This is a genomic window from Actinomycetota bacterium, from assembly GCA_030018275.1.
GTDB lineage: Bacteria > Actinomycetota > Aquicultoria > Subteraquimicrobiales > Subteraquimicrobiaceae > Subteraquimicrobium.
In genome coordinates this window covers 1-26,906 of the sequence record JASEGB010000005.1, presented here as the reverse complement: position 1 = coordinate 26,906, position 26,906 = coordinate 1, and the positions used below count along the sequence as shown (strand labels likewise).

Annotated in this window: 27 protein-coding genes and 2 pseudogenes; 1 reads left to right on the top strand and 28 read right to left on the bottom strand. The window is 43.8% G+C overall.

Annotated elements, in window-relative coordinates; all coding sequences use genetic code 11:
- Positions 1-10: 10 nt before the first annotated feature.
- The 26 genes and pseudogenes from QMD66_03030 to QMD66_02905 all read right to left on the bottom strand — a co-directional run bounded on the left by QMD66_03030 (position 11) and on the right by QMD66_02905 (position 24,003).
- Entirely contained in the window at positions 11-481 is a 471-nt protein-coding gene (locus QMD66_03030; GenBank protein ID MDI6821836.1) for a hypothetical protein, read from the bottom strand.
- A 91-nt stretch (positions 482-572) separates the two neighbouring features.
- Positions 573-932, bottom strand: a complete 360-nt coding sequence (locus QMD66_03025; protein MDI6821835.1) for a hypothetical protein — start codon at positions 930-932, stop codon at positions 573-575.
- Between the two features lie 169 nt (positions 933-1,101).
- On the bottom strand, positions 1,102-1,371 hold the full coding sequence (locus QMD66_03020; GenBank protein ID MDI6821834.1) for a hypothetical protein: 270 nt from the start codon (positions 1,369-1,371) through the stop codon (positions 1,102-1,104).
- A 625-nt stretch (positions 1,372-1,996) separates the two neighbouring features.
- A complete protein-coding gene (locus QMD66_03015; GenBank protein ID MDI6821833.1) occupies positions 1,997-2,917 on the bottom strand; it encodes a hypothetical protein in 921 nt (306 codons plus the stop codon).
- Between the two features lie 175 nt (positions 2,918-3,092).
- Positions 3,093-4,058: a 6-bladed beta-propeller gene (locus QMD66_03010; GenBank protein ID MDI6821832.1), complete on the bottom strand. Its 966-nt coding sequence runs from the start codon at positions 4,056-4,058 to the stop codon at positions 3,093-3,095.
- A gap of 151 nt (positions 4,059-4,209) precedes the next feature.
- Entirely contained in the window at positions 4,210-5,445 is a 1,236-nt protein-coding gene (locus QMD66_03005) for a cytochrome c3 family protein (protein ID MDI6821831.1), read from the bottom strand.
- Positions 5,446-5,462: 17 nt separating this feature from the next.
- Positions 5,463-6,143, bottom strand: a complete 681-nt coding sequence (locus tag QMD66_03000; GenBank protein ID MDI6821830.1) for a tetratricopeptide repeat protein — start codon at positions 6,141-6,143, stop codon at positions 5,463-5,465.
- Positions 6,143-6,802 carry a tetratricopeptide repeat protein gene (locus tag QMD66_02995; GenBank protein ID MDI6821829.1) on the bottom strand — a complete coding sequence of 220 codons (660 nt, stop codon included), beginning with the start codon at positions 6,800-6,802 and terminating at the stop codon, positions 6,143-6,145. The genes QMD66_03000 and QMD66_02995 overlap by 1 nt, the downstream gene beginning before the upstream one ends.
- Positions 6,803-6,927: 125 nt before the next feature.
- Positions 6,928-9,021: a tetratricopeptide repeat protein gene (locus QMD66_02990; protein MDI6821828.1), complete on the bottom strand. Its 2,094-nt coding sequence runs from the start codon at positions 9,019-9,021 to the stop codon at positions 6,928-6,930.
- A complete protein-coding gene (locus tag QMD66_02985) occupies positions 9,008-11,134 on the bottom strand; it encodes a PQQ-binding-like beta-propeller repeat protein (protein ID MDI6821827.1) in 2,127 nt (708 codons plus the stop codon). Before QMD66_02985 ends, QMD66_02990 begins: the two co-directional genes overlap by 14 nt.
- 178 nt (positions 11,135-11,312) lie before the next feature.
- Positions 11,313-11,921 (bottom strand): redox-sensing transcriptional repressor Rex, encoded by a 609-nt coding sequence (locus QMD66_02980; protein ID MDI6821826.1) that lies wholly within the window; start codon positions 11,919-11,921, stop codon positions 11,313-11,315.
- 99 nt (positions 11,922-12,020) lie between these two features.
- Positions 12,021-12,887 carry a hypothetical protein gene (locus QMD66_02975; protein MDI6821825.1) on the bottom strand — a complete coding sequence of 289 codons (867 nt, stop codon included), beginning with the start codon at positions 12,885-12,887 and terminating at the stop codon, positions 12,021-12,023.
- A 198-nt stretch (positions 12,888-13,085) separates the two neighbouring features.
- Complete coding sequence (locus QMD66_02970; GenBank protein MDI6821824.1) at positions 13,086-14,108, bottom strand: NapC/NirT family cytochrome c; 1,023 nt, start codon at positions 14,106-14,108, stop codon at positions 13,086-13,088.
- Positions 14,109-14,258: 150 nt separating this feature from the next.
- Positions 14,259-15,512 (bottom strand): tetratricopeptide repeat protein, encoded by a 1,254-nt coding sequence (locus tag QMD66_02965; protein MDI6821823.1) that lies wholly within the window; start codon positions 15,510-15,512, stop codon positions 14,259-14,261.
- Positions 15,513-15,540: 28 nt separating this feature from the next.
- The gene (locus QMD66_02960; protein MDI6821822.1) at positions 15,541-16,902 is read right to left on the bottom strand and encodes a sugar transferase; all 1,362 of its coding nucleotides are present in this window, start codon (positions 16,900-16,902) and stop codon (positions 15,541-15,543) included.
- Positions 16,903-17,017: 115 nt separating this feature from the next.
- On the bottom strand, positions 17,018-18,142 hold the full coding sequence (locus QMD66_02955; GenBank protein MDI6821821.1) for a glycosyltransferase: 1,125 nt from the start codon (positions 18,140-18,142) through the stop codon (positions 17,018-17,020).
- Positions 18,143-19,249: a glycosyltransferase family 1 protein gene (locus QMD66_02950; protein ID MDI6821820.1), complete on the bottom strand. Its 1,107-nt coding sequence runs from the start codon at positions 19,247-19,249 to the stop codon at positions 18,143-18,145. It abuts the gene before it with no gap.
- A 7-nt stretch (positions 19,250-19,256) separates the two neighbouring features.
- A complete protein-coding gene (locus QMD66_02945) occupies positions 19,257-19,679 on the bottom strand; it encodes a DUF86 domain-containing protein (protein MDI6821819.1) in 423 nt (140 codons plus the stop codon).
- Positions 19,666-20,124, bottom strand: coding sequence for a nucleotidyltransferase domain-containing protein (locus tag QMD66_02940; GenBank protein MDI6821818.1), 459 nt, complete (start codon positions 20,122-20,124; stop codon positions 19,666-19,668). The genes QMD66_02945 and QMD66_02940 overlap by 14 nt, the downstream gene beginning before the upstream one ends.
- Before the next feature lie 444 nt (positions 20,125-20,568).
- Positions 20,569-20,835 (bottom strand): type II toxin-antitoxin system Phd/YefM family antitoxin, encoded by a 267-nt coding sequence (locus tag QMD66_02935; GenBank protein ID MDI6821817.1) that lies wholly within the window; start codon positions 20,833-20,835, stop codon positions 20,569-20,571.
- Between the two features lie 229 nt (positions 20,836-21,064).
- A complete protein-coding gene (locus tag QMD66_02930; protein ID MDI6821816.1) occupies positions 21,065-21,238 on the bottom strand; it encodes a hypothetical protein in 174 nt (57 codons plus the stop codon).
- A complete protein-coding gene (locus tag QMD66_02925) occupies positions 21,235-22,371 on the bottom strand; it encodes a glycosyltransferase family 1 protein (protein MDI6821815.1) in 1,137 nt (378 codons plus the stop codon). Before QMD66_02925 ends, QMD66_02930 begins: the two co-directional genes overlap by 4 nt.
- A 6-nt stretch (positions 22,372-22,377) precedes the next feature.
- Positions 22,378-22,683 (bottom strand): annotated as a pseudogene (locus QMD66_02920) (glycosyltransferase family 1 protein).
- A gap of 7 nt (positions 22,684-22,690) precedes the next feature.
- Positions 22,691-22,839, bottom strand: a pseudogene (locus QMD66_02915) (UDP-N-acetylglucosamine 2-epimerase (non-hydrolyzing)).
- Positions 22,840-23,020: 181 nt separating this feature from the next.
- Entirely contained in the window at positions 23,021-23,659 is a 639-nt protein-coding gene (locus tag QMD66_02910; protein ID MDI6821814.1) for a nucleotidyltransferase domain-containing protein, read from the bottom strand.
- Positions 23,656-24,003 (bottom strand): hypothetical protein, encoded by a 348-nt coding sequence (locus QMD66_02905; GenBank protein ID MDI6821813.1) that lies wholly within the window; start codon positions 24,001-24,003, stop codon positions 23,656-23,658. The genes QMD66_02910 and QMD66_02905 overlap by 4 nt, the downstream gene beginning before the upstream one ends.
- Positions 24,004-24,430: 427 nt before the next feature.
- Here QMD66_02905 and QMD66_02900 point away from each other — a divergent pair, with 427 nt between their 5' ends.
- Positions 24,431-24,574 (top strand): hypothetical protein, encoded by a 144-nt coding sequence (locus QMD66_02900; GenBank protein MDI6821812.1) that lies wholly within the window; start codon positions 24,431-24,433, stop codon positions 24,572-24,574.
- Between the two features lie 117 nt (positions 24,575-24,691).
- Here QMD66_02900 and QMD66_02895 read toward each other — a convergent pair whose 3' ends face one another.
- Together QMD66_02895 and QMD66_02890 are read right to left on the bottom strand one after the other, a co-directional pair.
- Positions 24,692-25,627, bottom strand: a complete 936-nt coding sequence (locus QMD66_02895) for an NAD-dependent epimerase/dehydratase family protein (protein MDI6821811.1) — start codon at positions 25,625-25,627, stop codon at positions 24,692-24,694.
- 17 nt (positions 25,628-25,644) lie between these two features.
- Positions 25,645-26,625: a hypothetical protein gene (locus tag QMD66_02890; protein MDI6821810.1), complete on the bottom strand. Its 981-nt coding sequence runs from the start codon at positions 26,623-26,625 to the stop codon at positions 25,645-25,647.
- Positions 26,626-26,906 lie beyond the last annotated feature (281 nt).

Here is a 26,906-nt window from a genome sequence, read left to right as displayed (position 1 = left end):
TTCAATTGCTTTATCCCCCCATTTTCAAACTCCCCTTTTCAGCAACTTTAAGGTAAGCATCGCCAAGACGTGCGTAGCCATTCCGCTCACGAGGATTAAATCTCAAAGCCTCTATATACGTTGATATGGCCTCTTTATACCACCGGGGATCACCTTGAGCATCGCTTTTAAACTCATAAATTTTTCCCAATAGAAATAGATACTCCTCCTCAAGAGGATAAAGCCTTACCGCCAATTTAGCTTCGCCAATGGCATCGTCGTAAAGACCGAATTGTAGATGATCCAAGGCCCCGCGAGCATGGAGATCGGCAACGAAGGGAATGAAATCCCAAAATTCCTCAGTGCACAGAACGATAATCATGGCAACGGGTATGACGCGAACCAGATAACCCCCAAGATAGATGGGATTGCCCAGAGTGGAGGAGCTTCGGGCGGGATCGGCAATGTAATAGAGATTCCATTCACCAAATGTAATGCCCAAATATTGCAATATTCCAATTATCGATATTACCGAGCAAGAAGCAAAAAGGGCTATCAGAAACCGCCGAAAATCTCGTTTCTCACGGAAAAAGTTAAAAGAGAGATAATAGAGGAAAGCATAGGAAATGAGGGGTAAAGAATCCTTGATTCCTTCGACATTCACCGAGCAAACTAACGTAGATGTTCTCCGAAAGGAGGGTTGAAATCCCAGCTATTAGAAGAAATGCTAAAAAGGGAATATCTAAAGGGCTTCTGGCGAGCTTCATTTTCCCGAGGATTATTTTTATCAGTAAAACACCGAGGAAGATCAGGGATAGAACCCTTACGAAGGTAACCTTTGGAAGATCATAGCGCAAAAGATTGAAGGGGCTGAAAGTTAAAGGTAGGAGAAAGACAAGGAGTATCAATCCCCATTTGATTATCCTATCACACCATGAAGAATATCCACCCACCTTTTATCCCCCTTGGATTTTCTAGCATTTGCTAAAATTGGCTTTCTTTTTCTGACTTGGAAAAAAATAACTATTCGCGGTTCTCAAGATATCCGCAACTGTTTCAATTGCCATTAACACTTATGTGGTTATGCTACTAAAAGCCAGGTTGTTCATTCCTTAAGCTCCCTTAGAGCTTCTCTCGCGACATGGACTCGGGGGTTGAAGTATCCTCCAAAAAACAAAGCATTGCCAAAGAAGAAAAGCTTCGGGCGAGCTCGGTTCCCTTTGAATAAAGACCACTTAGTGGATCGATGCCCAAATGCTGAAAAATCCCATAAATTGAGGTTAAACCAGCGCTCACAAGAAGCGCCCCCGTTAAACGGGAAATTTGTGCTTTATCCTTAACCAAGTTAACCACAATATAATAGAGCAAAACATAATTTAGGATGGTCAGCAAACCCTCATATCTGTACCCTCATATCTGTAATCAAGCCACTCACCGGAAATACTCGTGGGCAAATGAACGGAATTTAAAGTAGCGACGGTCGAAATAAGAACAAAGGTCAAAATGGGAAGATCAGCGGGGTTTTGACTAACACTATCCTTTGTTCCCAGAAGACTTTAATCAACCAAACGCCGAGGATTAGAATGGTCAAAACCTTAACAGAGTTAGCTTGGTGATTTGGCAAGCATCGAATCCGAAGGGATTTTGAGCCAATGGAAGAAGAAAAACCAAAGCCACAAAAACCAAAAGATCACCTTCTCCACATTGATGTCAATTTTCTTGCCTTCTTCCCCCAAATTTCTCCCCTAACTCACTATCTTGATAAAAATCCATTTCTGCCATTAATCTAATGATTAGTATATATCAATGCAAACGGGGACTCAATTGCAGGAAAGCACTGACCCCTAACAAACTTAAGGGTCTGTTCCTACGGTTTTGGTGGACCCTACAAGGGACAAAAATTAGGGGGCGGAGTTTATTTCCGCCCAAAATGTTTTACCTGCCGTCCAGCAAAGCAATCCCGACCTAAGGACTATTGCGGGAGACAAACTCCCGCGCTACTCATATTTGAACTCGATTAGGGCAATGAGGGCGTGAAGTGGCAATCGTTGCAGACGTCGTCCAATTTATCCGCGGATGCATCAAAAGTATTCTTCAGCATATCTCTTGATGTTACTGTTCCTGTGTTTGGATTGGTACCCTGGCGGTGTGGCCAAACGCCGGGGATTCCATCAGTTTGATGGCACTGCCTACAGGTTGGGCCATCATTTCCATCTGGTGCCATACCACTTGGATAATCATTATCTGGGAATGAAACTTTGCCCGGGGCTGCCGGGAAATCAGGATGGCCGTGGCAACCATCAGGAGCACCACAAGGATAAGTGGCAGTGACATGAGGACCAGCAGTACTGCAGTCATGACCGTATCTTGGAACTGTATTCCCTGCACCCATGTACTTAACATCTGTGTGCAGTCCATAGTTTGCAGAATGGCAGTCGGAACACCATTGACTCTCATCACCTGTGCCGGTCCAGTACAGAGCCTCACCTGGGTCTGGATCCGCCTTGAGTAGCTTGCTCGTTTCCTTACCGGTTAGTACGACGGTGTTATTGTCATGGGGAGAATGACAATCCATGCAGCCAAAACTGGTGACGCTCCAAGCAGGATCAGAGTCGTCAGGTGCAGTACCAGTGTAGCCCATGGTGTGACCCTCTTCATTGGTGGTGATGATAATTACACTCAGTCCACCGCTTCCATGGCAAGCATCGCATGCAGTGGCTCGGGTGTTGTCCCTTAAGAGTCTCCACTGACCTTGGGCTAGGTGAACCGCGTGACAATCCTTGCACTTGTTGGTGGTATCCGCATAGTCACCGTGGGGTCCCGAGGGATAAACGGGTCTCCTATATTGCAGAGGCACATTGTAGCCCGCTGCCCAGGCAACACCAGATATGGTAAGCACAAAGGCTATCGTGACGAACAATGCTATGAATTTTCTCACCCTTACACCTCCTTTCTAATCTCCTTTTCTGGTGCCCCTTTTATACATTATTATACCCAAAATGGTTGCGAACCCAGTCACATAACCTTATTCTACTTCCCTCCGTTAAATCCTCTTTTTTGGGAAAATTAATTGCAGGAGATGAACTCCTAAAGGTCTGTTTCTAATGTTAATACTATTCAACGGTTATTCTCACCACTTGAACTCTATCGTTATATTTATCAGAAACCACAAAAACACCATCGCCAGCATAGGCAATATCTGCGGCATAATAAAACTGTCCGGGTTTGTCCCCCGGCTCACCACCTAGGTTTGCCAGCTCTTTGCCTTTATTCGTTAACACCCTTATAGAATAATGGAAGGCATCTACGAGATAGAGCTTTTGATTTTCATCTATGGCAAGTCCCGCGGGGAGTCCAAAGCGTCGCTCGAGAGCCCAAATATCCTTAGGAGGCTTACCAACAACCCACAAGACCTCACCATTTTTATCGAGAGCCTGAAGTCTTAAATTGTTTGAGTCGGAGACGTAAACATTGCCCTCGTTCCCAATGACAATTCCATTGGGAAAATCAAACTCTCCTTTGTCCCTTCCCCTCCTTCCCCATTTTGCCAGCTCATTACCGTCAAGATCATAGATTATGACGTGACCATAAGTGGTGAGATAAAGCTTATTGTGAGCAACCCTGGGGATTAGGGGCATCATTACCCTGAATTCCTTGATGAATTTTCCCTTGGAATCGAAGATGAGGACTTTGTGTTGCTGTCTATCGGTTACATAAATGCGCCCTTTGGGACTTACAGCTATACCCATGGGACGCTCAAATTGACCGGGACCACTTCCCCTCTCGCCGAACTTAAACAGGAACTTCCCCTTCTTATCGAAGACCAAAATTCGATCATTATACTGGTCAGCTATGTAGATATTCCCCTTCTCATCCACGGCTACACCGCTGGGTCTTGAAAGAAGCTGATCGGGCTTGTCTCCATATCCATATATGGAAAATAGGTGCTCGATTCCCTTTATTTTTGGGGTTACAACCCTTTGAGAGGGACGGACGAGAGTGAGGTAAAGATAGAGAAGAGCAGCCAAAATTAGGAGCAAGATGATGAGGACGATGATTAAAAAGTGCCGTTTCTTCAATGCTTCCTCCAGTATTCCATTCGATTCTACATTATAAGCAATTATAACAAAAAATATTACATCATTTTGCTTTCAGCTGTCAGCTTCCAGCTTCCAGCCTTAATTTTTAAATATATCAGCTGATAGCTGATGGCTGAGAGCCGGAGTTTCATTAAGGGAGTTCTCTCCAGGGATGGCAAATCAAACAAAGCTCATCCGGGTACCAGCGAACCATAGCCACCTTGCCCGTTCCATGGGGATCATGACAGCTACTGGCGCAGGTAAGTTGTGTTTCCCTCCGTGGATCTATATAGCCATCGCCATAGGGATGGTCGCTCCATCTATGTGGACCTAAAGGATGACAGGACTTGCAAAGGGTGATGGATTCGTAAAGTAATAGAGGGGCAAAGTCAGAACCGTGGACCATATGACAATTTGTGCAAAAACCTTCTTCCCTTCTCCAGCTGACGAAGTTGTGGGCGCAGGTCACATAGTTTCTCTCTATATTCGGATGGCATAAATAACATAAGTCATTGCCGGAGGCGAGTGTGAGATTGGAAAAATAGGAGCTGTGGGGGGAATGGCAATCGCAGCACACGATTGTGAGACCAATGGGGTGATGAGATGGTCTTTGCACTTCCCCTGCAATATCTTCATGACAGAAATAACAGACATCGGGCTCAACAGCCAAAAGCAGAGGTTTAATATTCGAAGCGTGAGGATGATGACATTCCGTGCAGCCGCCTTGCAAATATGGTGGATGTTGAACGGGTTTTAAAATATCCGGAGCGACTGTGGGGTGACACATGAAGCATAAAGGATTTTGCGCCATACGCAGCATGACCTTATGATCTGAGCCATGGGGATCATGACAGTCGGCACAATAACCCTTTTCATAAGGAGGATGTACCTGAGCCAGCTTAAGATCCGGAAAGATTGGGTGGCAGGCGGTACAGATCTTCTGGGGAGACTGTCTCAGAATATACCTATGAGCAGATGCGTGTTGATCGTGACAATCGATGCAGAAACCCTTGGTCACTGGAAGATGCGTATACAGCTTACCCAGCTTCTGAGCGATTGGTTGATGACAGCCAAGGCAAAGCTCTTTCCTAGCCGCTCTAAGTTTCACTTTCTTGATTTTATTGTGGGGAATGTGACAAACGATGCATTCTCCCCGCTTAAAGATCAGATGTGTATAATCCAGCTTTAGCTTCGCTTTTAATTCGGTATGGCATGAAAGGCATAACTTGACGGCAAGTGGGACAACGGGTTTCGGCGGCTTCTTTAGGAAAACAAAAAGAAAATACAGAGTTAAAGCTGTTATTATAACCAGCAATGAGATCAACAGTATTGTGCTTGTTTTTGGTGCCTCGCGCTCTCGAGACCCTTTTTGGGGTTCGCTATTCAAATCTAAATAACTCCTTCCTATTCCCCTCCACGTTCTTTGATCCCCCGTCGTGCTTCTTTATTCTCCGGATCCAATTTCAGCGTTTTTTGCCACTCTGCTATCGCCGCATCGACCATTCCCTTCTCTATATAAATCTTTGCCAATCCATTGTGTGCCTCGACAAGATCGAATCTCTGTTTGCCAATTCGCATGACTTCTCTATAGTATTTTTCGGCTTGATCGAGTTTCCCCTTTAAGGCAAGATATTCAGCCAGGGTTAAGTATGCGCCCGTAAATTTAGGATTGAGATCGATGGCTATCTTTAGCTCTTTGATGGCCTTATCCAATTCATTCCGGGATTTATACATTGCAGCTAAATTATAGTGCGGTTCGGGAGCTTTGGGCATCAACTGGATGGTACTTTTATAATGCTTGATCGCCAGGTTTGTCCTCCCCATGTTTTCATAAGTCATGGCCAATTGATAATGTATTCCGGCGTCCTTGGGATTGAGCTCCAATGCCTTTTCAAAAGCTTCAGAAGCCTCCTTTAACTTACCTTCCCTAAAGAGTTTCACCCCTTTTCTTCCATACTCAGCTGCCTCATCTTGTATAGTCTTTCCCCTAATTAAAGAACCCAAGTAGATAGCTGCAATGACCAGGGGAACTAAAACTATAGTTGCCCATAGAATATATACCCACTTTTTATGCCCCGCCGTCATCACTTTCCCCCTTTTAACCTTCTTAAAGCTCGTCTGGCTTCCTCGTGATCCGGCAAGTATTTCAACACCTCTTGATACTCCTTTATAGCCAATTCCTTCTGTCCCACCCTCTCATAAGTCATCCCCAGATAATAATGGGTATCCGCGGTTACCGGACTTATCTCAATGCTTTTCTTGAAAGCTTCAACCGCTTTATCGTATTCTTTTCGTTCAAAATATATCTTCCCCAAACAAAAGTAAGCCAGCTCATGTTGGGGGTCGAGTTTAAGGGTTAGGTTCAGCTCATCGATTGCCTTCTCAATATTGCCTTGTGCTTGATAAACAAGGGCGAGGTAATAATGCGGCGTGGGCGATTTGGGATCTAGCTTGATGGCTTTCTCTAACTCTTTGATAGCCTGCTCATTCTTCCCCAATTGAAAGTAGGCAAACCCGAGGTTTGTGTAGGCTTCCGCATCCCTGGGATTGACTCTGACCTCCGCTTCGTACTTCAATACATCCCGTTCCGCAGCAGTTTGAGGGACCTTAGGCCCAAAGAAAACCGATTTAACTATGATTACCCCCAGTATCAAAATGGCAATGAGAAGAAGGAAAATTATGCCAGCAAGTATCGGACTGACTTTCTCAGCTGAATCTGGAGCTTGGGTTTCCTCTGATGGCATGATTCCTCCTTAAGAAGGTCTGGGTGTTAAGCGAATTCATTCACAAATTGCATGGACAAAGATACCAGAATGGGCTGGAAATGTAAAGGAAACCCACATCAGATGGTATTTTGCTTCAGAGGAGTTCAGGGATTTTGCAGGCGTTCGAGGGCTCTTTTGGCATCCGTATAAGATGGATTTATCTCAAGAGCTTTTTGATATGCCTTTTTAGCCTCGGAGAGCAGACCCATTCTTTCATAGACCCATCCAATATTGTAATGGGCATCAACCTTTCCGGGATCTATGGCCAGAGTTTTTTCCCATTGGGAAATGGCTTCTTCAAAGTCGCCCTGATAGGCAAGGGCAACTCCCAAATTCAGGTGGGCATCCGCGCTCGTGGGATTGAGCTTCAATCCGCGGCTGTAAGCCTCTATGGCATTGGCAAACATCCCTTTGTGGAGCACCTTTCCCGCTCGAAGATACATATTCCCAGCGTAAAAGAAAGCATTTTCATCCCAAGGATTGAGCTTCTGGGATCTATTGAAGACATCGGCTGCCAAAATGATATAAAGACGAGCATATTCTGGATCCTTAGCGGAAAAAGCCTTTGTGGAATATGCCCTCCCCAGCGAATACAGGTACAGTTCTTCCAAGGGATACAAAGAGGCAGCTCGTTCATAGCAGGAAATTGCCTCCTCTAATCGCTTTTCATGCTGGTAGTTTAGTGCCTTGGAAAAATAAGTGTCTGCAATCAGAGGAATGAGACTACATAGGATGAGAAGAAGGGCGATGAGCCCCGAAGCTCCATAGATTATCCACGCCAGCCGCCTTGATTTCGCGAAAATTTTCCATTCCCACTTCCGATTTTTCTGAATGGTACAGGCTAGACCGGCAAAGAGCCAGAAAAGAGGAGCTACCGAAAGATGGCTGAAGTTGAATTGGAGTTGAACGACGTAGCCCAAAGCTCCAGCAATGACCCCAATGAGTAATGCTCTTTCATAATTATGCTCGGTCTGGCTTATGGTGCGGATTCCCTTCAGGAAGAAAGTGCCAAGGAACCAAAGATACGCAGCCAATCCCAATAGTCCCATGGTTGCCGCCACCTGTAGGAAATCATTGTGGGCTTTATCGAGTAGAGGTTGACGAAAAGCAATTACCCAGCCCTTGGGTTTGTATTTGGGGAAAACCAACTTATAGGTATCGGCACCTGAACCCAGAAATGGACGATCGGCGATGAGGGGGAGTGTCTGTCGCCACATCTTTAAGCGAGGCACGGCACTTCCTTCCTCAATTTGAACGATTGAGGTCATTCGCTGGGTAATAGTATAAGCGCTGTACTTCGAGGGGATATTGACAAAAAGAGCACAAATAAGGGCCATGCCCATGAACACTAAGACCATCTTCTTATTTGCCCAAATATCTCGAAGACTTAAAAATACGATAAATAAGAAAGACATGGCGAATCCAAGCCAGGCAGCTCGAGCATAGGTAAAGACCAGACAGATGAGCATCAAAGTTATGGAAAGGGGCAGCAACACCTTTAACCTTTTGGGATAAGAACCTTTCATGAAAATAGCCAGCGCCAAGGGGAGTACCAATGTTAAATAGGCGCTAAGATACATGGGATTACCAAAGGTGGCGAAGGATCGAGCCATTTCAAATCCACTCGGCTTCCCCAATCCAGCCGGACAGTGGACCTTGGGATATAGGAGAAGAAAATTGGTCCAATGCTGTTCTATGATGCTTAAGATCGAGACGAGAGAAGCGGAAAGAAGCAACCCAAAGAGAAGGAGATCATACTGCCTCCTTTCGCTGACAAAATTCGTCGCAATGAAGAAAATTAAAAGGTAGTTGAGGAAGGTTAGTGAACCTTCCCACCGGCTGTATTCCCCAAACAATGCCGTGAGGAAATGCACCGAGGTGATGGTGGTAAGAATGGCAACGAAGGCCAGAGCTAAGACGGGAATATTCAAAGTTGTACGAATGAATCTTATCCTCCCCGATTTAATAACTTTGACCGACCAAGCAAATAACATAACTATGGTGAGTATTCTAAGGAAAGTGAGCTTAGGTAATGTAAAAATTGGGGGTAAGAAGGGATTAACCAGGAGGGGAAAGAGGAAAACCAAAAGAAAGAGGGACCAATGGATTATCCCATCCCAAATGGTTTTGAATTTGCCATGTCTGCCGACAGGCAGGCCATCACTCCGTTTTCCTCCCAAGTTTTTATCCTTGTTCAACTTTCCTTCCCCAGGATAAATAGAAAAAGGCATGGATTTGGACGAGAAGAGCGCAGATCAGTGAGGATAAGGAAACCGAAATCATCATTCCCATCCAAGACCGAAGGAAATTCAAAGGAATGGAAATCAAAAGTAAAATTAAACCCACCAAGGTTAAGTATATTATTACCCATGGTAAATTGCGAAGGGAGAAGTGGATGCTGGCTTGAAGTGCATCGGGAAGACCTCTGTCTTCCAAAACAACCGAGGCATCCATGAAAACGGTTAAAACAAAAATGATGGTACCAATGAAACCTCCGATGATCATAGGGTAGGAACCCCGTGCCTGACCCATGCTTAAGCCAAAGGAAATTAGGATGAGCAGGAAAAAATGCCAGAGGGAAAAGACGATCAATCTGCCAAAACAACCTTTAATTTCCCTGAGTGCACCGATCAGTTTCAAAGGAATTTTTTCTTCACGACTTTTATAAAGGGCGAGTCCCAAGCCCCGACCGAGACTACCAATCAAGATGGTCAAAACCCATAGAGATAAACCCAGAAGAACAAAAAACCAAAACCGGGGAAGGTAAGATAATAAACCGGTTAACAGCGCACAAGCAAAAAGTCCTGCACCTGTCATCAAGAAATAAATTAAGATTAAAGGATAGTTGCGGATGATTAAAATAAAGAGCTCTTTTAGATCGATTCTCATCCGACTGATGTTATTCACGGATATGCCCGCAAAAAGTAACCCTTTCGCCTGAAAGTAAAGCACGGAGAGGAGCATTGCTATAATCCAAGTATAAATGAGAAAACCGATGCTTGCCCCAGCATTAAGAGGCGTAAGGACGAGAGAACTTATGTAGCCGCTTATGGAGATAAGCGAGGCGAGTTCGATGAACATTTTATTGATTCTCCCACAGTGATGGGGAAGCTCCCATGACTCCACAAACTCGGTAGAGGCACGCCCCATTAAATGTACCGGAAAACCCAGGGGATAGGAAGCGATATCCAATATCCGATGCATACTTAGCTCCTTCCCCCGAAGTACCCCTCTGGTCCCGCTACTTATATAGTTTATAAGCCACGTAGCAAAGGTCTCCTCTTTCCGGCCTCCAACCCAAATTTCGGTGCCCGGAAAACTGCCCTTCTTGAAGGCGGTCACAACGATTGTTGGAAAGCCATCTTCTTTCGTGGTCGCTCCCACATAGTACATTTCATGGGTAATGGCAGTGGAAGTCACGAAAAAGCCTTTAGTGTCATAAACCCATTGTAAATCACCGGTATATGCACCGATTACATATAATTTCCCGTCATTTGAGCCCAGATAAATCAACTCATTATCAAACGTTGGAGTGGAAAGCACCGACCCTTCCGTTATAAATCTCCATTTCAGCTGTCCCGTATCCATATCGAGAGCGTGGAGATTGCCATTGGAGGAACCAAAATAGACCATGTTCTTGCCCACGATAATGCATTTGGCAACCTCAAGGCTATGGTGCCTCCATATTATCCTCCCACTCTTGGCATCGAAAGCATATATCTTACCATCAGCTGAACCTTGAAATACCATGTCGCCGCCGACGGCCGGCGAACAATCACAACTTATCAAGTCAGCATAGCTCCATATTATCTCCCCATAATCGATATCAAGAGCTTGGAGTTTGCCATCAATGGAACTGACATAGACCATTCCATTCGCAGCTATGGGGGCGGAGACAAAGGAACTTTTGGTGCTGTGGCTCCATTTAAGGCTACCTGTTTCAGCATCGAAGGCATTTACCTTCCCCCCGGGGGAACTGTGTACTACGGTATCACCCATCACAGCGGGAGTGGGGGCATAGTAATAAACAAATTCCGTCGGCAATGGACCTGAAGTTTTTTCCTCATAAAACCACCTCTCTTCGCCAGTGAAGGCATCCAGAGCGATCAAGCTGCCATTATTTAAACCCAGATAAACTACACCCTTCTCGACCGCTGGGGAACAACGAATATCCTCATGGGTGTCGTATCGCCATTTTTGCTTCCCCGTGAAGCCCTTAAGAACGTAGAGAACACCATTGTCCGTGCCTACATACACCATCAAATTCTTGGCGATTGGAGGAGAATAAAGTTGCCCTTTTTTAGTAAACATCCATTCCAATCCAAGGGGTGATTCAAGAACAGCTCTAGCGTTGGAGGGAATTAACAAGGATGAAAAAATGAAAAAGAAGACTGTGAGTGCCAGCATCAACTTCTCTTTTCTGGTTTGACAAAAATATCCGTAAATTCCGATTCGCCTCACAGCAACATATAGAGGAAAATTTTGAATCTCATGTAAGGTGGAAGGATAAGATTTGTAATTCTGTCGTTAAATCCACCTGCCGCAGGACCACGTTGGAAGGCACTCCCAAAGTAACTGGGGCAAAGTTTAAAATGGCCCTAACGCCGGCCTCGATGAGTTGATTGGCAACTTTTTGAGCCGCTGATGCGGGTGTGGTGATTATCCCGATGTCAACGCCTCCAACTTTCTCAATCACTTCTTTAAGATTAGTGACATCAGAAACCACCAAATTTCCCATTTTCTTTCCTATCTTCTTTGGATTCTTATCAAAAATGGCTACAATTTTGAACCCCTCCTGCTCAAAACCCTTATATCCCAAAAGAGCGGGACCGAGCTTTCCCATGCCCACTATGGCAATCTTCCACTCCTTCGTAAGTCCAAGGCATTTCGAAATCTGTCGAATGAGCTCAGCTACATCATAACCCACACCCCTAGTGCCAAACTCACCCAAATAGGATAGATCCTTCCTTAGTTGAGCAGGATTTGTGCCTACATGTTCCGCTAGCTCATAGGAGGAGATGATCCGCAATCCTTTGCGTGCGAGCCTCAAAAGATAGCGAAGATAAAGAGGTAAACGCGCTATGGTAGTTTGTGGGATTTTTTTTTCTTTTCATTTTCCCTCAGCCATCTGGACACACTTCTTATTCCTCACACTGAAATAGTCCACTCTTTAAGAATCAATCGATGCAAATATCACTTATCGTCGGAACATTCGCACATGGCACTCTGCACAGAAAGGAGAATAAGAATCATGACATTTAAAGCAGTATTCAGCCGTCTTTTTCTCAACAAATGCGGGATGAACTTTCGTCCATGGACCCATCTCAGGTTTATACCCTTCATGGTGGCAAACATCACAGAACTTTGGCTCGGGATGACACTTCATACAGCTTTGGGGTTTTGCTTTGCCCACTGGTCCGTGTTCTTTCTTGACGAACTTCTCCGGGTGAGGTATCTCCATGCCATGGCAGTCGGTGCAGAACTTGTCGAGGTGGCACATTTCACAATACTTTTTCTCCTCTTTGGCCATCTTCGCATGATCAGCTCTCACACCTGGCTTGGGAACCAGAAGGAAAGTGGCTACGAGATGATTCTTGGGCTTCAGGTCAAAATCGGGTGGATGGCACGCCTCGCACTTGCCAGGAGCTTTTGCCTGAGTTAAACTATGGCACTCACTACCATAGCATATCTGCATAGGTGGGCGGTTTACCCCTTTTTTAACGTGCACAGGGAGCTTATGACATGTTGAGCATTTTACTCCGATATTAATGTGAGGAACATGAGAAAAGGTCAACAGCTTTCTATCGAATATCTTCTCCTTAACTTGTCCGAAATCGATACTGCCATGGCAAAAAGTGCAATCTTTGAAACCTTTCTCTATTGGCGGAAGACCACCTTCAGGCGAAATCTTGGGCGGTTTTGGTTTTACAGCCTTCTTTACAACTTCCTTTTCAGGTTTCGGTTTTTCAACGGACTTTACCTCGCAGCCAATTAGAGAGCACATGAATATAATCAGGGAAATAATAGAAAATAACCATAAGTACTTCCCTCTTCTCCAGAACATTTGAATCAGCTCCTTATGTGACGATTACCGGAACTATTAGTGCCTCTATGATATCCAATATTAACCCAACTATCGATGAACTTGTGCCTAAATTCACAAGAAATTAGAGAGTGTTCATTTGGACACTCTCTCCGTACTATTCCGTTCAGATCCGTCTGGATAAGAAAACAAATCTCCCAGACGAATCTCCATGAGGAATTATGGGCCTTTTATTGCGGGATACTTTTCTCCCTTCACGTGACAATGAGCACAGTATGTAGGACCATGACACTTGAAACACGACTCCGCTCCCTTCTCCCGCACAAGGGGTGGATGACCCTTTGAAGCCATTGGACCGAGTTCAGGTTTATACCCTTCATGATGGCAAACATCACAGAACTTCGGCTCGGGATGACACTTCATACAGCTTTGGGGTTTTGCTTTGCCCACTGGTCCGTGTTCTTTCTTGACGAACTTCTCCGAGTGAGGTATCTCCATGCCATGGCAGTCGGTGCAGAACTTGTCGAGGTGGCACATTTCACAATACTTTTTCTCCTCTTTGGCCATCTTCGCATGATCAGCTCTCACACCTGGCTTGGGAACCAGAAGGAAAGTGGCTACGAGATGATTCTTGGGCTTCAGTTCAAAACCCGGTGGATGGCACGCCTCGCACTTGCCAGGAGCCTTGGCACCCACGAGACCATGGCATTCTGTCTTCCTGTAGCATCCCTCCATGGCCATGAAATCTTCATATTCCTTCATATCGGGATGAGCCACACGGTTATGGCAATAGGCACAACCGATGTGTCTTTCGATATGAACCTTGTGGTTGATGATCACCCCCGGAGAGGACGTCACCTTCCTTTTCTCAATGGCGTGACACCGTTCACAGGGATGGCTGGGCAATTCCTCAGCGAGATGGCTGTGAGCGTTAATGGGTTTATGATACGTCCCCGTAATTTCAAAGTATACCCCTTTACTCGCTTTTATCTTATCCAATATGAGCATGAATAATCCGGGTTCGACGTGACAAGCGAGGCAATTCACATGGGCATGGGATGACTTCCGCCAAGCTTCAGCATCGGCCTTCATGCTGTGGCATATATCCGCACAGAAGGTAGGAGTGCACGTAAAAGCCAAAGCACTAGCTGCAATGGCCACGATGATGATCACCACCATGAGGACGATGGATATCACCTTCAGGCGCGTGGCGGGATTGCTCATATCAGGCCAACGAACCATGTCCTTCCCTCCTTTCCTTAGATAAATGGTTTGAATTGTGCTTTTTTTCTCAAAGTCTTTATATTAATTCTAAGATTATCGTCATTTTCCTTCAATTTTTTTTCTAAAATTATCCAATAATTTTTTTAATTTTGATTTCACGAATACCAATCAAATGGAAATTCTGAGACGGATATACGCTTTTCTGGCTTCTTCGTAATCGGGTTTTAAAGTCATAGCGGTCCTATAAGCTCTTAAAGCTTTTTTCACATTTCCCAATTTTTCATGGCAATATCCGAGGTAAAAGTGGGCCTTTGGATATTTAGGATCAATGTTCACCATATTCTTAAAAGTTTTCAAGACCCGTTCTTCCCGCCCCATTTCCAGATAGCAAATACCCAGCAAGCCCAAGGCGATTGAAGAATGAGGTTTCAATTTCAGAGCCATTTTGAGTTCCTTTATGGCTTTAGCATAGTAGATGGATTTGTAAGACTTCCCATACTCGGAGCGAGCACCATATCTGTAAGCATGAGCCAGGAAAATATAATTATCAACCTCAAGCGGACTGGTCCTTTTAGCCCTCTCAAAAGCCCGGATGGCATCATTGAATAAAACTTTATCCTTCTTGAGCTTGCTTTGATTGAGATACATCGTGCCCAAATGGCACCAATATCTATCCAAATGGGGATAAAATCTAGTGGCCAATTGGTCTTCATTTATGGCCGCTTTGAAATGACCACTTTGAGCGAGGTCACAGGCTCGGGCGAAATGAATGTCGGCGAAGTACGGAAGAGTGGAAACGGCGGCAATCCCAAGCACAAAGATAGAAAGGAATCCCAGAATAACAGCTCGAAAAGGAGGGATTTGCTTGTAGGCTAAGACCGAATTGGGCATTTGGGCTGCAATCAATCCCAAAAATATCCATAAAAAAGTGGTGCTACCCGCGACACTTACACCAAATAATAGATGAATCATATATCCACATACCCCTGCGACAAATCCGGTGTATAAGGGACGCTTTGCGATATCGCCGGTGATCAGTAGTGGAAGACTCTTCAAGAAATAAATTATGAGTAAACACAAGAAAATTGCCACAGCTGGGATACCCAGGGTTGAACCCAATTGAAGAGGGTAATCATGGGCATTATCGGCAACGGTAGTTCTCCCACCCAATTTGATGTACCTCAAGGTTTGAAATCCAGGAAATACCAATCTGAAAGTATCGGGTCCAAAGCCAAACACGGGACGTGTGGAGATCATCTTTAAAGCACTTTTCCAGATCTCAAGACGGGAGCCAGCACTGCTCTCTTCAATGCGAAAGGCTGATTGAGCCCTGGCTAACAAATTGGTTATGGGATTTTTAAATTGTGCCGAGTACAAGCCGATGGAAAGAGTCATGATGAATTTTGGATTGTCATTTTGCATTTTACAATTTGAATTTTAAATTTTAAGGTTAGCGGGCGCCTCTCCCTGTCAAAACAACCTTTATGGTGTGTAAAAGTATCTTTATATCCAAGAATAATGATTGGTGGTAAATGTAAATAAGATCATATTTTAATTTATTTTCGGGGGTGGTGGCATAGGAGCCACTGATCTGAGCAAGACCGGTTACACCTGGTTTAACTTTGAATCGCTCCGTGTAGCCCGGGATTTTTTTCTTGAATTCTTTCACGAAATGGGAACGCTCGGGTCTAGGTCCCACAAAACTCATATCCCCTTTGAGAATATCGAATAACTGAGGGAGCTCGTCTATTCGAAATCGCCTCAAATATCGCCCTACCGGTGTGATGCGAGAGTCCCTCTCCACAGCAAGAATGGGTCCACTCTCCTCCTCCGCCTCCTGAATCATGGTCCGGAATTTATACACCTTAAAGAGCTCTTCATCCTCACCCACTCTCTCCTGTACGTAAAAAATGGGACCCGGGGATGTAAGCTTCACCAATAGCGCAACCAAAATCATCAAAGGAGCGACAAGGATCAATAGTATGAGGGCCAAAATGATGTCCATGGCTCGCTTTGCCAGGCTAACCCATGCCGGAATCGGATCCTTGGTGAGCTTCACGAGAGGAATGTCACTGACCAGTGTGTGATCCACTTTTCCCACAAATATCTCGTAAAGTTCGGGTACCACTTCCACTCTAACGTGGGTTTCTTTAGATTTTGCGAGACCCTCTATGAGTTCTCGTTGCCTAACGGGTGAGGTAACTATGACCCGATCCACTCTATATTTGTTCACTATGGGAATGATGTCCCTTATGGTTCCTACAACCGAAACACCCTGGAACCGCCGACCTACCTTTGCCAGACTCCTATCGATCAGTCCCACGACTCGATAACCCCACTTGGATCGGGCCTTAAGTTCCCTTAATATCTTTTGACCAGTTTCACCGGTTCCCACTATGAGGACACGCTGGATAGGCCAACTGATATTTATGACCTTCATTACCAATACCCGCCAACCAGAGATGAGGGCTATGACAAGAACCCAGGAGAGTAACAGAACGGTACGGGGAAAGGAAAAAAAGCGGTAGAAAAAGGTCAGAACAACCGTTAACAGCATGCTTAAGGAGACAGCCTTAAATACGGCATAGAGGATGTCCCAACCACCCTGAATCTTCTCCACATTATAAAGGTCGTATACGTGGAGTGTCCCGATTTGAATAATGGTGATGAAGATGGCTAGGTTGGTGTAAGCTCTGAAGTTAAAAGGGGGAAGCTCTCCTCCAAAACGTAGAAGGAATGCAAGGATGATGCCCACATTAACGAGAATCGCATCCATTATCAGAGAAATCACTAACCACTTCGACCTGGACATCTTTAACCTCGCATTTTTCAGCCCACACTAAAATTTACCATTATTTGCTTTATTAAATATATCGCTCGAAATTTCCTGCCTCCTCTTAATCATTCTTACCTTTAGTTCCAGCCTTTCAAATAAGTTCCCCGTAGACTTCCAATACCCGTTGGGCTACGATTTCCTTGGTGAATTCCCTTTCCACCCTCTTTTTTCCATACTCCCCGTATTTTTTGCACAAATCGGGGTCTTTGAGCAAAGTATTTATAGCCTCGGCTAAGGCTCGAACGTCCTTGGGTGGGACAACCAATCCCGTCCTTTGATGCTGGTTCACGAAAGGGACACCCGTGGGAAGATTCGTGCTCACCACGGGCTTGCCACAAACCATGGCTTCAAGTTGGACGATGCCGAAGCCCTCGCTTCGGGCGACGGATGGGAGGACGAAAACATCGCAAGCGTAATAATAATGGGGCAATTCCTCATCCCTCACAGGTTTTAAGAATGATATCTTTCCCGTGACTCCCTCCTTATAAGCCAAAGCCTTAAGCTTATTCTCCAGCGGTCCTTCTCCAATTATTATCAGGTGCGCATCGATATACTTCATGGCCTCGATTAGATACTCCACACCCTTGTAGTAGACCAAGCGACCGATGAAGAGAAGAATTTTTGAGCCATATTTTTCTCGAATCCTGGCGGCAGCATTCTCAATTTCCGGGGTGAGTTTGAATTGTGCCACACCTATTCCCAAGGGGATGGGCTGACATTTATTTCTGAAACGTCTTAAAAAGGGAGATGACTCGATATAATTGGCAGACGTGGGCAAAATCCTATCGGCTCTTTCGAGGAGTTTCAGCAAAAAAGGTTCATAGAACTTCAAGAAGTGTTTTTGATGGATTATATCGCTGTGCCAAGTTATCACGATCTTCCCCTTGGGTTTAGCCGTGCCTGCCGGCAGGCAGGTCAGCAGGTAGGATATCTCACCGAGGGGAAAGGGGTGGTGAAAATGGATTATATCGGCTTCAAGCCGTCTGAGCCACAGGGGAAAAGTGAAACCAAGGGGCATGGAAAACAGTATTCCGGCGCTGGCAACCCTTATTATCTCGAGGTTATCCAGCTTTTCTATAACGGTCTTCAACTCGGTGTTGCATACAAGTACCCTGACATCGATGCACTTTTTTAATTCGTTGCATAGCAAATAAAGGTGATTCTCCACCCCACCGATCACTGGATAATAAAGCTTATTGATCATCAATACTTGCATCTATTTTCCCACTTCCCGATATATTTTGAGCGTCGCCTCAGCGGTCTTCTTCCACGAAAATTTATTCACCCTGGCAAGACCCCTCTCTCTCAGCTTCTCTCGTAGGGAGTTATCGGTGAGGACTTTCCCTATGGCTTCAGCAATTTCGCTTACATTATAGGGATCGATCATCAGAGCCGCATTTCCAACCACCTCGGATAGAGAGGAAGTATTGGAGCAGATAACCGGGATACCACAGGCCATGGCCTCCAAGGGCGGTAGCCCAAAACCCTCATAGAGGGAGGGAAAAACAAAGACCTCAGCGGCATTATATAAGAGCAACAAATCCTCCTCTCCAATGATGCCCGTGAATGTAACCCTCTTCTCCAGACCAGATCTCCTAATTAAATGATCGATCTCAGAATGCTCGGAATATTTTGGACCCACTAGTACCAACTGATAATTCCTCCTGCTCTCCAGCATCAATTTGAAGAATGCTTCAATCAACCTCGACCAGTTTTTATGAGGTTTTGGATTTCCCACATTTAAGATGAACTTTTGCTTGATGTCATATTTTCCCCTAATGGTCTTTAAGAGCTCCCTGTCCCTGACTACCTTATATCGTTCATCGACTGCTTCTTGGATGACCTTTATCTTTGCCTCAGATACTCCAAGGAGGCGAACTAAATCCTGTTTCGTGGATTTAGAGACGGCGATTACTCTCTTTGCCCTGCTTGTAGCGCGCTTGTTCATCCAGCGGTAGTAAATCCTGGCAAGGCGTGAGGGCATAACTTCCGGCGAAATTAAGGGAATGAGGTCATGGATGGTCACCACCGAGGGGCAGGGGGTAATATAGGGCCACACGAAGTGAGGAGAGTGAAAGACGTCCAGATCTGCCCGCCGCAACTTCCTACTCCAACTGAACTGATAAAGTGGGGAGAGTACCGGCTGCTCTACTACCCTTTTATCGTAATTGGGAGCGGTTGGTACTAAATGTTCACTTTTTTGATCACAAAAAAGGATATATTCATTCTTCCCATCTATTTCCCTGAGAGATTTCAGAAGATTTTGGGTATATCTACCAACCCCAGCCCAATCTATTATCCGAGCATCAATACCTATACGCACTTTCCCTCTATCTCTCTTTTTCGATAAACTCTAAAATGTACTGTACAAATACGATAAAATCCTCCAATTTTTGTAAATTCTTATAAACTTCCCCTAGGTCTATTTCAAGATAATCGTGGACTAAAATGTTCCGGAAACCCGCCATTTTTCCTAGAGTTTTAGAAAATTCCTCCGGTAAAATTTTCTCCTCTCCAAGCACTTTAAAAATGTCCCCATAATTTTTGGGCGCTCTAAAGCCTAAGGCGGATATGATATGGTTTCCAATATCCAAACAGCACTCGATGGCGATGTGGAAATTGCGCTCTGCTTTATCTTGGAGGTCTTCATCTCCTAGAAATCTTTCCTTATCCACCATCGCCACTGATTTGAGCCTCTGGACACATTTCTCCAGTCTTTTGAGACGAGAATTGACGATCTCAAGATTTAACACCGAACTTCCCCTCCTTAACGCGACGATAAAGATAGCGATAGTTCTCCTCTAAAAGTGGTTTAAAATCCAGATATCCATCGACTATTTTGGTCTCGAATTTAACTCTTTCCAGATCATTTCGGCAAAAAAGCAATTTGTTTTCGCTAAAGATGCCATAGGCAAGGGAGAAAGGAGCGCGGTTGAGAATGACCAAATTGACTTCATCTGTCCTTAAAATGTGGCTTGTCTTCAAAAGCAAATCAAGTTCTTTGTCAAAATAAGATTCGGAGGGAAACTTCGGATTCAATAAAACTGCTATATCCACATCACTTAAAGGACCAATATTCCCTGTAGCATACGAGCCGAAAAGATAAACCGCTATGACCTCTTCATCTTGCTTGAACATTTCAATGAGCTCTGGGAAAAACCCTCTTGGATCATGCTCTATTTTTTTAAATTTAATCATATTCTCCTCCTCCAGAATTTTGGGGTAAGTATTTATGTTTGGACATTAATAAGAACTTGCAGATTAGTGGTTGGGCTAGTGATGAGCTTCAACTCGTATCTTAAGGGGGTTATTCTTCTTGAGATTTCAACTTTTACACTAAAGGCGAGAGGAAGACCTGTTCCATGATAATTGACAAATTTGTTAATTATCGTTTCTTGTAAATCTCTTTACGGTAACCTACGTGCTCGATTATTACAATCCCTTCTTTTTTTATTGGATGGTAGATTACACGACACTTACCAATACGATAAGACCACAACCCCCTTAAGCTACCAGTTAATGGCTTACCTCTAGCTGGATCTTCACCTATTGCGAGAAGGCCTCTTTCTAGTCTATCAAGGAACTGGCTGTTGAGCTTTTTAATATCTTTTTTAGCTCTGGCTGTGTAAAGTAACTCGTAGTTCATTTTTTTGTTTTGAAAACTTCTTTGTGGGGATGAAGCCGCCCAGCTTTTATGTCTTTTTCACTTTCCTTAATAGCTTCCATTGCCTCAGGGTCACTCAAAATCTCAAGCGTTTCTATCAAGCTATCATAGTCTTCAGCACCAATGAGAACTGCTTCTACCCTTCCTCGATGAGTGATTTTAATAGGTTCACCGCCTTTCTCAAGTTCTGCAATTAACCGAGTTAATTGAGGACGAGCAAGTGAAATAGGTAGTGTTTTCTCCATTTCTATCACCTCAGCTATAAATATTACGATAAAATGTATTACAATTCAATGTATTACAGAAAAAGATTACATTTTCTATTAGACTTTGGACTTTGGACATCGACGTCTCTCATCCGACATCCTGCTCCCCTACCATTTACTTGTTTCCAGTCACCTATTAACCAGTTCACCTCATTAGAAAGTTTTCTTATCCAAAAGGGTTAGTAAAGTGGTGAGGTAAGAGGGATATTTACCCTTTTTTATGAAAGTTAGGAGCTTCTGGGATAAGCTCTTCGCTTTCTTGATTAGAGAAAATAATGTATTCGTTCTCTGAATCTAGTTGAGCCAGGGATTTTAGAAGGTTTAAGGTATATTTCCCTACCCCAGCCCAATCTATCATCCGAGCATCTATTCCTATTTTCATATCTTCTCCTCGGCGACTTCTCTGTATAAATCAAGAGTCTGGCGAGCTGTTTTCTCCCAGGAAAATTGCTTTGCTCGTTCCAATCCTTTTCGGGATAACTCCTTACGTAGTTCTGAGTCAGTGAGCACTTTCCTCATTCGATTGGCGAGTTCCTGCGTATCTTCGGGGTTAATGAGAATTCCTGCATCTCCTATCACTTCAGGGAGAGACGATGTATCTGATGTGATAACTGGGGTACCACAAGCCATTGCCTCCAAGGGAGGAAGACCAAATCCCTCGTAGAGAGAAGGATAGACAAATAAATCTCCACCGCTGTAGAGAGTAGGCAGCTCTTCGTCTGGGATGAAGTCAGTAAATTTAACTTTATTTGACATATTAAGCTTGTGTATTTCTCGAAAAATATTTTTATATAGCCATCCCTTTCTGCCAGTGATCACCAATTTGTATTTGAAACTTTCTGATTCTTTCAATTTATAGAACGCATCAATTAGCGTAATAACATTCTTTCTAGGTTCGAGAGTCCCCACAAAAAGTATATATTTATCGGGGAGTTGATACTTGAGCTTGAAAGCCCTTAATTTCTTATCTTTTGCAGGTTTAAATCTTTCATCTATTCCTGGGTACACTGTCTCCACCTTTGAACTGGGTACCTTAAGTAAGTTGATGGCATCTCGTTTAGTGTTTTTAGAATCGGCGGTGATTTTAAGTGCCTTTTTGGCAGAAAGAGGAGTCATAGTGTTAAGATGAGTTCGATTTAGCCAAGTATAATACTGGGGATATAGGAGAAAGGTTAAGTCATGGATAGTTAGAATAGATTTAAAGCTTAAGGGGGGCAAAACACAATCTGGCGAGTGAAAAATGTCTACATCTCCTATAAGGAAGTTTGCATTTAGATGAAGTTTATGTAAAGCGAAGAACCCTAGCCTTATAGCTCTTCCCGGGATGCACTTGGGCCTGAGCCGAACGTTAGGAAATTCAGCGAAAGGTCTGGGGTCTTTTCCAGAATAGTAGTAGAAAAGTACGTATTCATTCTCATTATCTATTTTTAAAAGATGTTTTACCAGCTCTTGAGTGTATCTACCTACCCCTGCTTGTTGATGCACCGCTGGCGATACATCAATCCCTATTCTCATATCTAATCAACTCTTACAGGACTCTTCGTAAACTTTAAGAGTTTCCTTGGCTGTCTTTTCCCAGGAAAATATTTTCACTCTCTCAAGTCCTTTTGAAACCATTTCTTTCTGAAGGGTCTGATCTGAGAGAACTCTAATCATAGCTTGAGCTAGTGCCTCTGTGTCCTTTGGATTTACCATTATGCCTGCATCTCCTATTGCTTCAGGTAAAGCTGATGTGTTTGAAGCGACGACAGGTGTACCACAAGCCATTGCTTCAAGGGGAGGAAGCCCAAAACCTTCATACAACGAGGGAAATACAAAAAGGTCTGCAAGATTGCTTTAGACCAGCAAGCGATTTTGTAGCGATATCAAATAATTCTTGCTCGGGTTGCATGATGTCAAGGTCATAGTATGGGGGATCACCGGTGCAAGTTTTATGGCTTCTGGTCTAGTGCCAAAGACCGTCAAAACCTTTAGTTTAGCCATTTTCTCTCCCAAAAATTTATAGGCAAATTATTACCTGAGTTTGAAATCTCGCATTTTTACAAACTCTAGTTTACTAGTTCCTAATTTCCCATTCCGCCTTATACGCCAGAAAGCCTTCCTTTCTGTTACTATAAAACAGAAAATAGTAAATTTCTTGGTTTCTGTCTTTTTGTAACAGAACTTAAATCCACAGTTTTATGTAAGAAAACTGAGCCCTGCGGGCCTTAAGTAATTTGATGATTTCCTCCAAAGCCTGCGCCGGCAGGAGCACCGCGCCTGGTCCTAATTTTCTCCCTTTTTTGGAGACTATTCCCTCTCTTTGACTTATATATTTTCTCTCTTTTATGGTTTTTTCTACTCTGTACCCAAACAAGGCTCGATTCAAAGCCACTTTGTCCTTACTTTTAAGTCCCTTCATTGAATATAAAACAAGCACTTGAGGTTCCAAACCTGCATGGGGAGTTCGCAGTAATTCCATTCTGGCAGGAGCCCAAATAATGATGCCGCTTCGGGCTACCTCCCAAAGGAAGGTACTATCTGTCTCCGAAATATCACTGATATTAACAAACACAAAAGAGAATGAGTTTGGAAAGTCATATTTTTTCAAGATTTTGGAGGCTATTTGGTGTGAAAGCTCAGCTTCCTTCCCAATTGCAGGGTCATGGTCTGTATCGAAAAGGAGAAGGATATCAATGTCACTCTTCTTGGAGATCTCTCCTGTAAGAACAGAGCCGAAGAGAACAGCACAAATTAAGTGTGGAATATTTTCCGCTTCCGAAACAAAGTCTATAATTACTGGCCGGAAAGCTTCAGGAATCACTTTATAGCCCACCTTTCAATATCCGAAAGAAGCTTTAGACATTCCTTGACTATCTTGCCATTTCCTTGCTTACCGTACCACCGACCATACCGAAGAGTATCCAAGCGCTCAAATTTTTGGGCAATTTCATCTTCATCCAAAAGCCGCAGCTCTCGAGGTAACCCCACATGACTATCTAAATGCTTGCCATATTTTTGCTCCATCCCGTAGGAGATAAGATGTTGGGCCACGCCGTAAACCATTTCCACAATGCTCACAACATGTTGTTCAGCTCCATTCATTTTAAGAACATTGATACTTGCCTGAATTTCTCTAGCCTTTGCCAAATGTGCATCAGCTTTCATTTAAAAATTCCGTTCCTTTTAATTTATTGAGGTAAAATTTCTCTGTTCGGTGATAGCTTACCATTTTTTCTGTAACAAAACAACAGAACAAGGGGCAAACTCCATTTTCTGTATAAATATAACAGAATTCTCGTGGCGGCCTAGTTTGGAAGTTAATAAACTAAGGTGAGTTTGATGGCTTCTGGTCTCGTGCCAAAGACCGTCAAAACCTTTAGTTTAGCCATTTTCTATTCCTTATTTTTATTCGGCTAGGAGCAAAAAGAGCCAGGCAGGGATAAAACTTAAAGATTTGTTTAGAATTTAAAGGCTCTTCTCCAAAAATAGTGGGTAGATCCCACTAAGGTACCTTGAAAATTTAAAAGACATCTAAAAGTCTCCTAGAATCTAAAGGGCAACGAAAAGAATCTTTAGAGAAGGAGGCTAATAGATGTCTATAGATATTATAGCAAACTGGCTTAATCTTCCACAGGTGTATCCAGAGAAAGTAGATACTGTTGGAGGAAGCACTACAATTTATCTTGCTAGAGAAAGAAGGGGGTTTGTCTGCCCTGGGTGCAGTCCACCAGAATGATTGAAGGGTAAGAAATGGAAATCCAAAAGTTGTCAAAGAGAAAGGCTCAAAGAACTTCTCTCCGTAAATGAGACTGAGAAAATTTTTTGGATGGATTCCTTAAAGAGGGATAATGCCCTAGTCTCGTCGAACTTTAATTCTATTCTTGAAATAATCCATCGTAAGCACCAGACCTTTCATAATATCCGTGGTTGGTTCCCAACCGAGTTCCTTTCGAGCCAGGTCCGGCGCAAGAAATATCTTATCCAGCTCGCCGGGTCGGGGAGGGCAATATATTGGATCTTGGGCAAAACCAATAATGCTACTTAAGTTCTTGAAAAGTTCATTGACCGAAGTCCCAATTCCCGTCCCAATGTTTACCGCCACATTATCTCCCCCCGATAGTGCAATGATGTTGGCCTCGACTACATCCTCGACATATACGTAATCCCTGAGCTGATCACCCGTGCCAAAGATTTTGGGAGGCGTGCCTTCAAGCATCTGAGAACAAAAGATGGCGATAACGCCCGCCTCTCCAAGTGGATCCTGGCGCGGTCCATAGACATTCCCGTAACGTAAGATTGTAAATTTAAGCCCATGGACGTCGTGGTAAGCCTGAATATAAAATTCGCCGGAAAGCTTGCTCACTCCGTAGGGGGAGATGGGTTTTTTGGGATGTACCTCATCGACAGGGAGATATTGAGGTTCACCGTAGACAGCGCCACCCGATGAAGCGAAAATAATCTTTTTCACCTTGCATTTCACACAGGCCTCAAGAACATTGATCGTCCCCAAGATATTTGCTCGAGCATCGAATTTCGGATCTGTCACCGACTTTCGGACATCAATTTGAGCTGCATGATGATTAACCACTTCCGGTTGCTCCCTTTCAAAAACATCGATTAAATTCTCATCCTGAATATCCATCTCATAAAATTTGGCGGATGGATTTAAATTTTCCTTCTTACCAGTGGAAAGATCATCCAGAACGATAACCTCATGTCCCTGGGCTAAATAAGCGTCGACAACATACGAACCTATGAAACCCGCCCCACCAGTCACCAAAATTTTAATTTGAACATCCCCCCTCATTACTGGAATGGACTTTTGGATTGAATAAAAGATATCGGGAGAGATTTCCAAAGAACATCGGGGTATAAATGAGAATGAATGGCATATAAATAATAATTCCCCAATAATCTCTCCAGGGACCACCCACGATAAAGAATATAAATACGGGGAGCAATAGGCAAAGCCATAAAAATCTTCTCGACTCTTCTTGGAAGCGTTAAGACACCGAATAGAGCCAAGAAAAGAAGAAGGAATTTGAGCATTTCCCCTTTTGCAAAAAAGTTCAAACCGAAACCAAGAGTGGATTTGACGAATCCTAAGCCTCCATGCAACCACGCAGATAAATTGAAGGGCGTGTGCACCAACTTAGGTTTTACCGAAAAATAATGGAACATGAAGAAAATTGAGAAGCACACCAAAGGTAAAACCCAGATAATTATCCTCTTCCTGTCCCTCGATGAGACACTAGCCAATAAACCAGCTACGGGAACAAATATCATCAGCTCCCTGGTCAAAACGGCTAGAAGAGCAAAAAGGGCGCTTTCGAACTGCTTATGATAATTGAGATAGGTACCATTGGCGGGCAAAAGAGTTGACCAAATCCAGAAAATTGTCGGTAATCGCCAACCAAAAATGGCTGGAGGAGTACCAGTTAACCTTTGATCTTGATCGAAAGCCATCCCGAAGGCTCGATAGTAGCCATGCCCTCTTTTCATAAGGTAAAAAGTCTTGAGGTAAAGGAATCCATCGAAGGCGTATCCTTCAGGGGCAGGCTCAAAGGAGACCCTCTTGAGTACAAAGGTATTAAAGATGGTAGCATTCACAACGAAGGATAAAAGAATGAAAATCAATAATGAATAAAGAACGAATTTTCGCCTTCCAGCCATACAAAGTTTTACAGAGAATGCACTACCTAATATGGCAATCAAGCCCTGAATGAGAGAGGGACCGATTTTAGGAATGAATGAGAGGTAAAATAAGGTAGGTGTATATTCAAACAAAAAACATCCAATAAAAGCAGTTGTGAACCCTAAAAGTGTTCCCTTCCCCAAATCTTTAACGAACAACCCCACGAAGAGACCAACGATAAAGGGGATAAAAAAATCTTGGACCGAAGGTGTAATAAAAACCAATACACTATAGAGTAATAAACCCGCTCCTATGATAAGTGCTATATTTAAAATATTTTTTAGTGACCGGCAACTAGTGGGAGTATTCTTCACTTTTCATCTATGAAAAGACTAACTTTGTCAAGTCCAAACCCCCTTAAAGGAGTTTGATT

What these genes read in the sequence shown, in the direction of transcription:
- QMD66_02975 (MDI6821825.1), bottom strand. Translation starts at nt 12,887, where the DNA reads ATGTTCTGGAGAAGAGGGAAGTACTTATGGTTATTTTCTATTATTTCC.
- QMD66_02930 (MDI6821816.1), bottom strand. Translation starts at nt 21,238, where the DNA reads ATGAAAATAGGAATAGATGCTCGGATGATAGATTGGGCTGGGGTAGGG.
- QMD66_03000 (MDI6821830.1), bottom strand. Translation starts at nt 6,143, where the DNA reads ATGACGGCGGGGCATAAAAAGTGGGTATATATTCTATGGGCAACTATA.
- QMD66_02955 (MDI6821821.1), bottom strand. Translation starts at nt 18,142, where the DNA reads ATGCAAGTATTGATGATCAATAAGCTTTATTATCCAGTGATCGGTGGG.
- QMD66_02960 (MDI6821822.1), bottom strand. Translation starts at nt 16,902, where the DNA reads ATGTCCAGGTCGAAGTGGTTAGTGATTTCTCTGATAATGGATGCGATT.
- QMD66_02965 (MDI6821823.1), bottom strand. Translation starts at nt 15,512, where the DNA reads ATGCAAAATGACAATCCAAAATTCATCATGACTCTTTCCATCGGCTTG.
- QMD66_02940 (MDI6821818.1), bottom strand. Translation starts at nt 20,124, where the DNA reads ATGATTAAATTTAAAAAAATAGAGCATGATCCAAGAGGGTTTTTCCCA.
- QMD66_02985 (MDI6821827.1), bottom strand. Translation starts at nt 11,134, where the DNA reads ATGTTTACTAAAAAAGGGCAACTTTATTCTCCTCCAATCGCCAAGAAT.
- QMD66_02935 (MDI6821817.1), bottom strand. Translation starts at nt 20,835, where the DNA reads ATGGAGAAAACACTACCTATTTCACTTGCTCGTCCTCAATTAACTCGG.
- QMD66_02970 (MDI6821824.1), bottom strand. Translation starts at nt 14,108, where the DNA reads ATGGTTCGTTGGCCTGATATGAGCAATCCCGCCACGCGCCTGAAGGTG.
- QMD66_02995 (MDI6821829.1), bottom strand. Translation starts at nt 6,802, where the DNA reads ATGCCATCAGAGGAAACCCAAGCTCCAGATTCAGCTGAGAAAGTCAGT.
- QMD66_02905 (MDI6821813.1), bottom strand. Translation starts at nt 24,003, where the DNA reads ATGAAAGCTGATGCACATTTGGCAAAGGCTAGAGAAATTCAGGCAAGT.
- QMD66_02925 (MDI6821815.1), bottom strand. Translation starts at nt 22,371, where the DNA reads ATGAGAATAGGGATTGATGTATCGCCAGCGGTGCATCAACAAGCAGGG.
- QMD66_02900 (MDI6821812.1), top strand. Translation starts at nt 24,431, where the DNA reads ATGTCTATAGATATTATAGCAAACTGGCTTAATCTTCCACAGGTGTAT.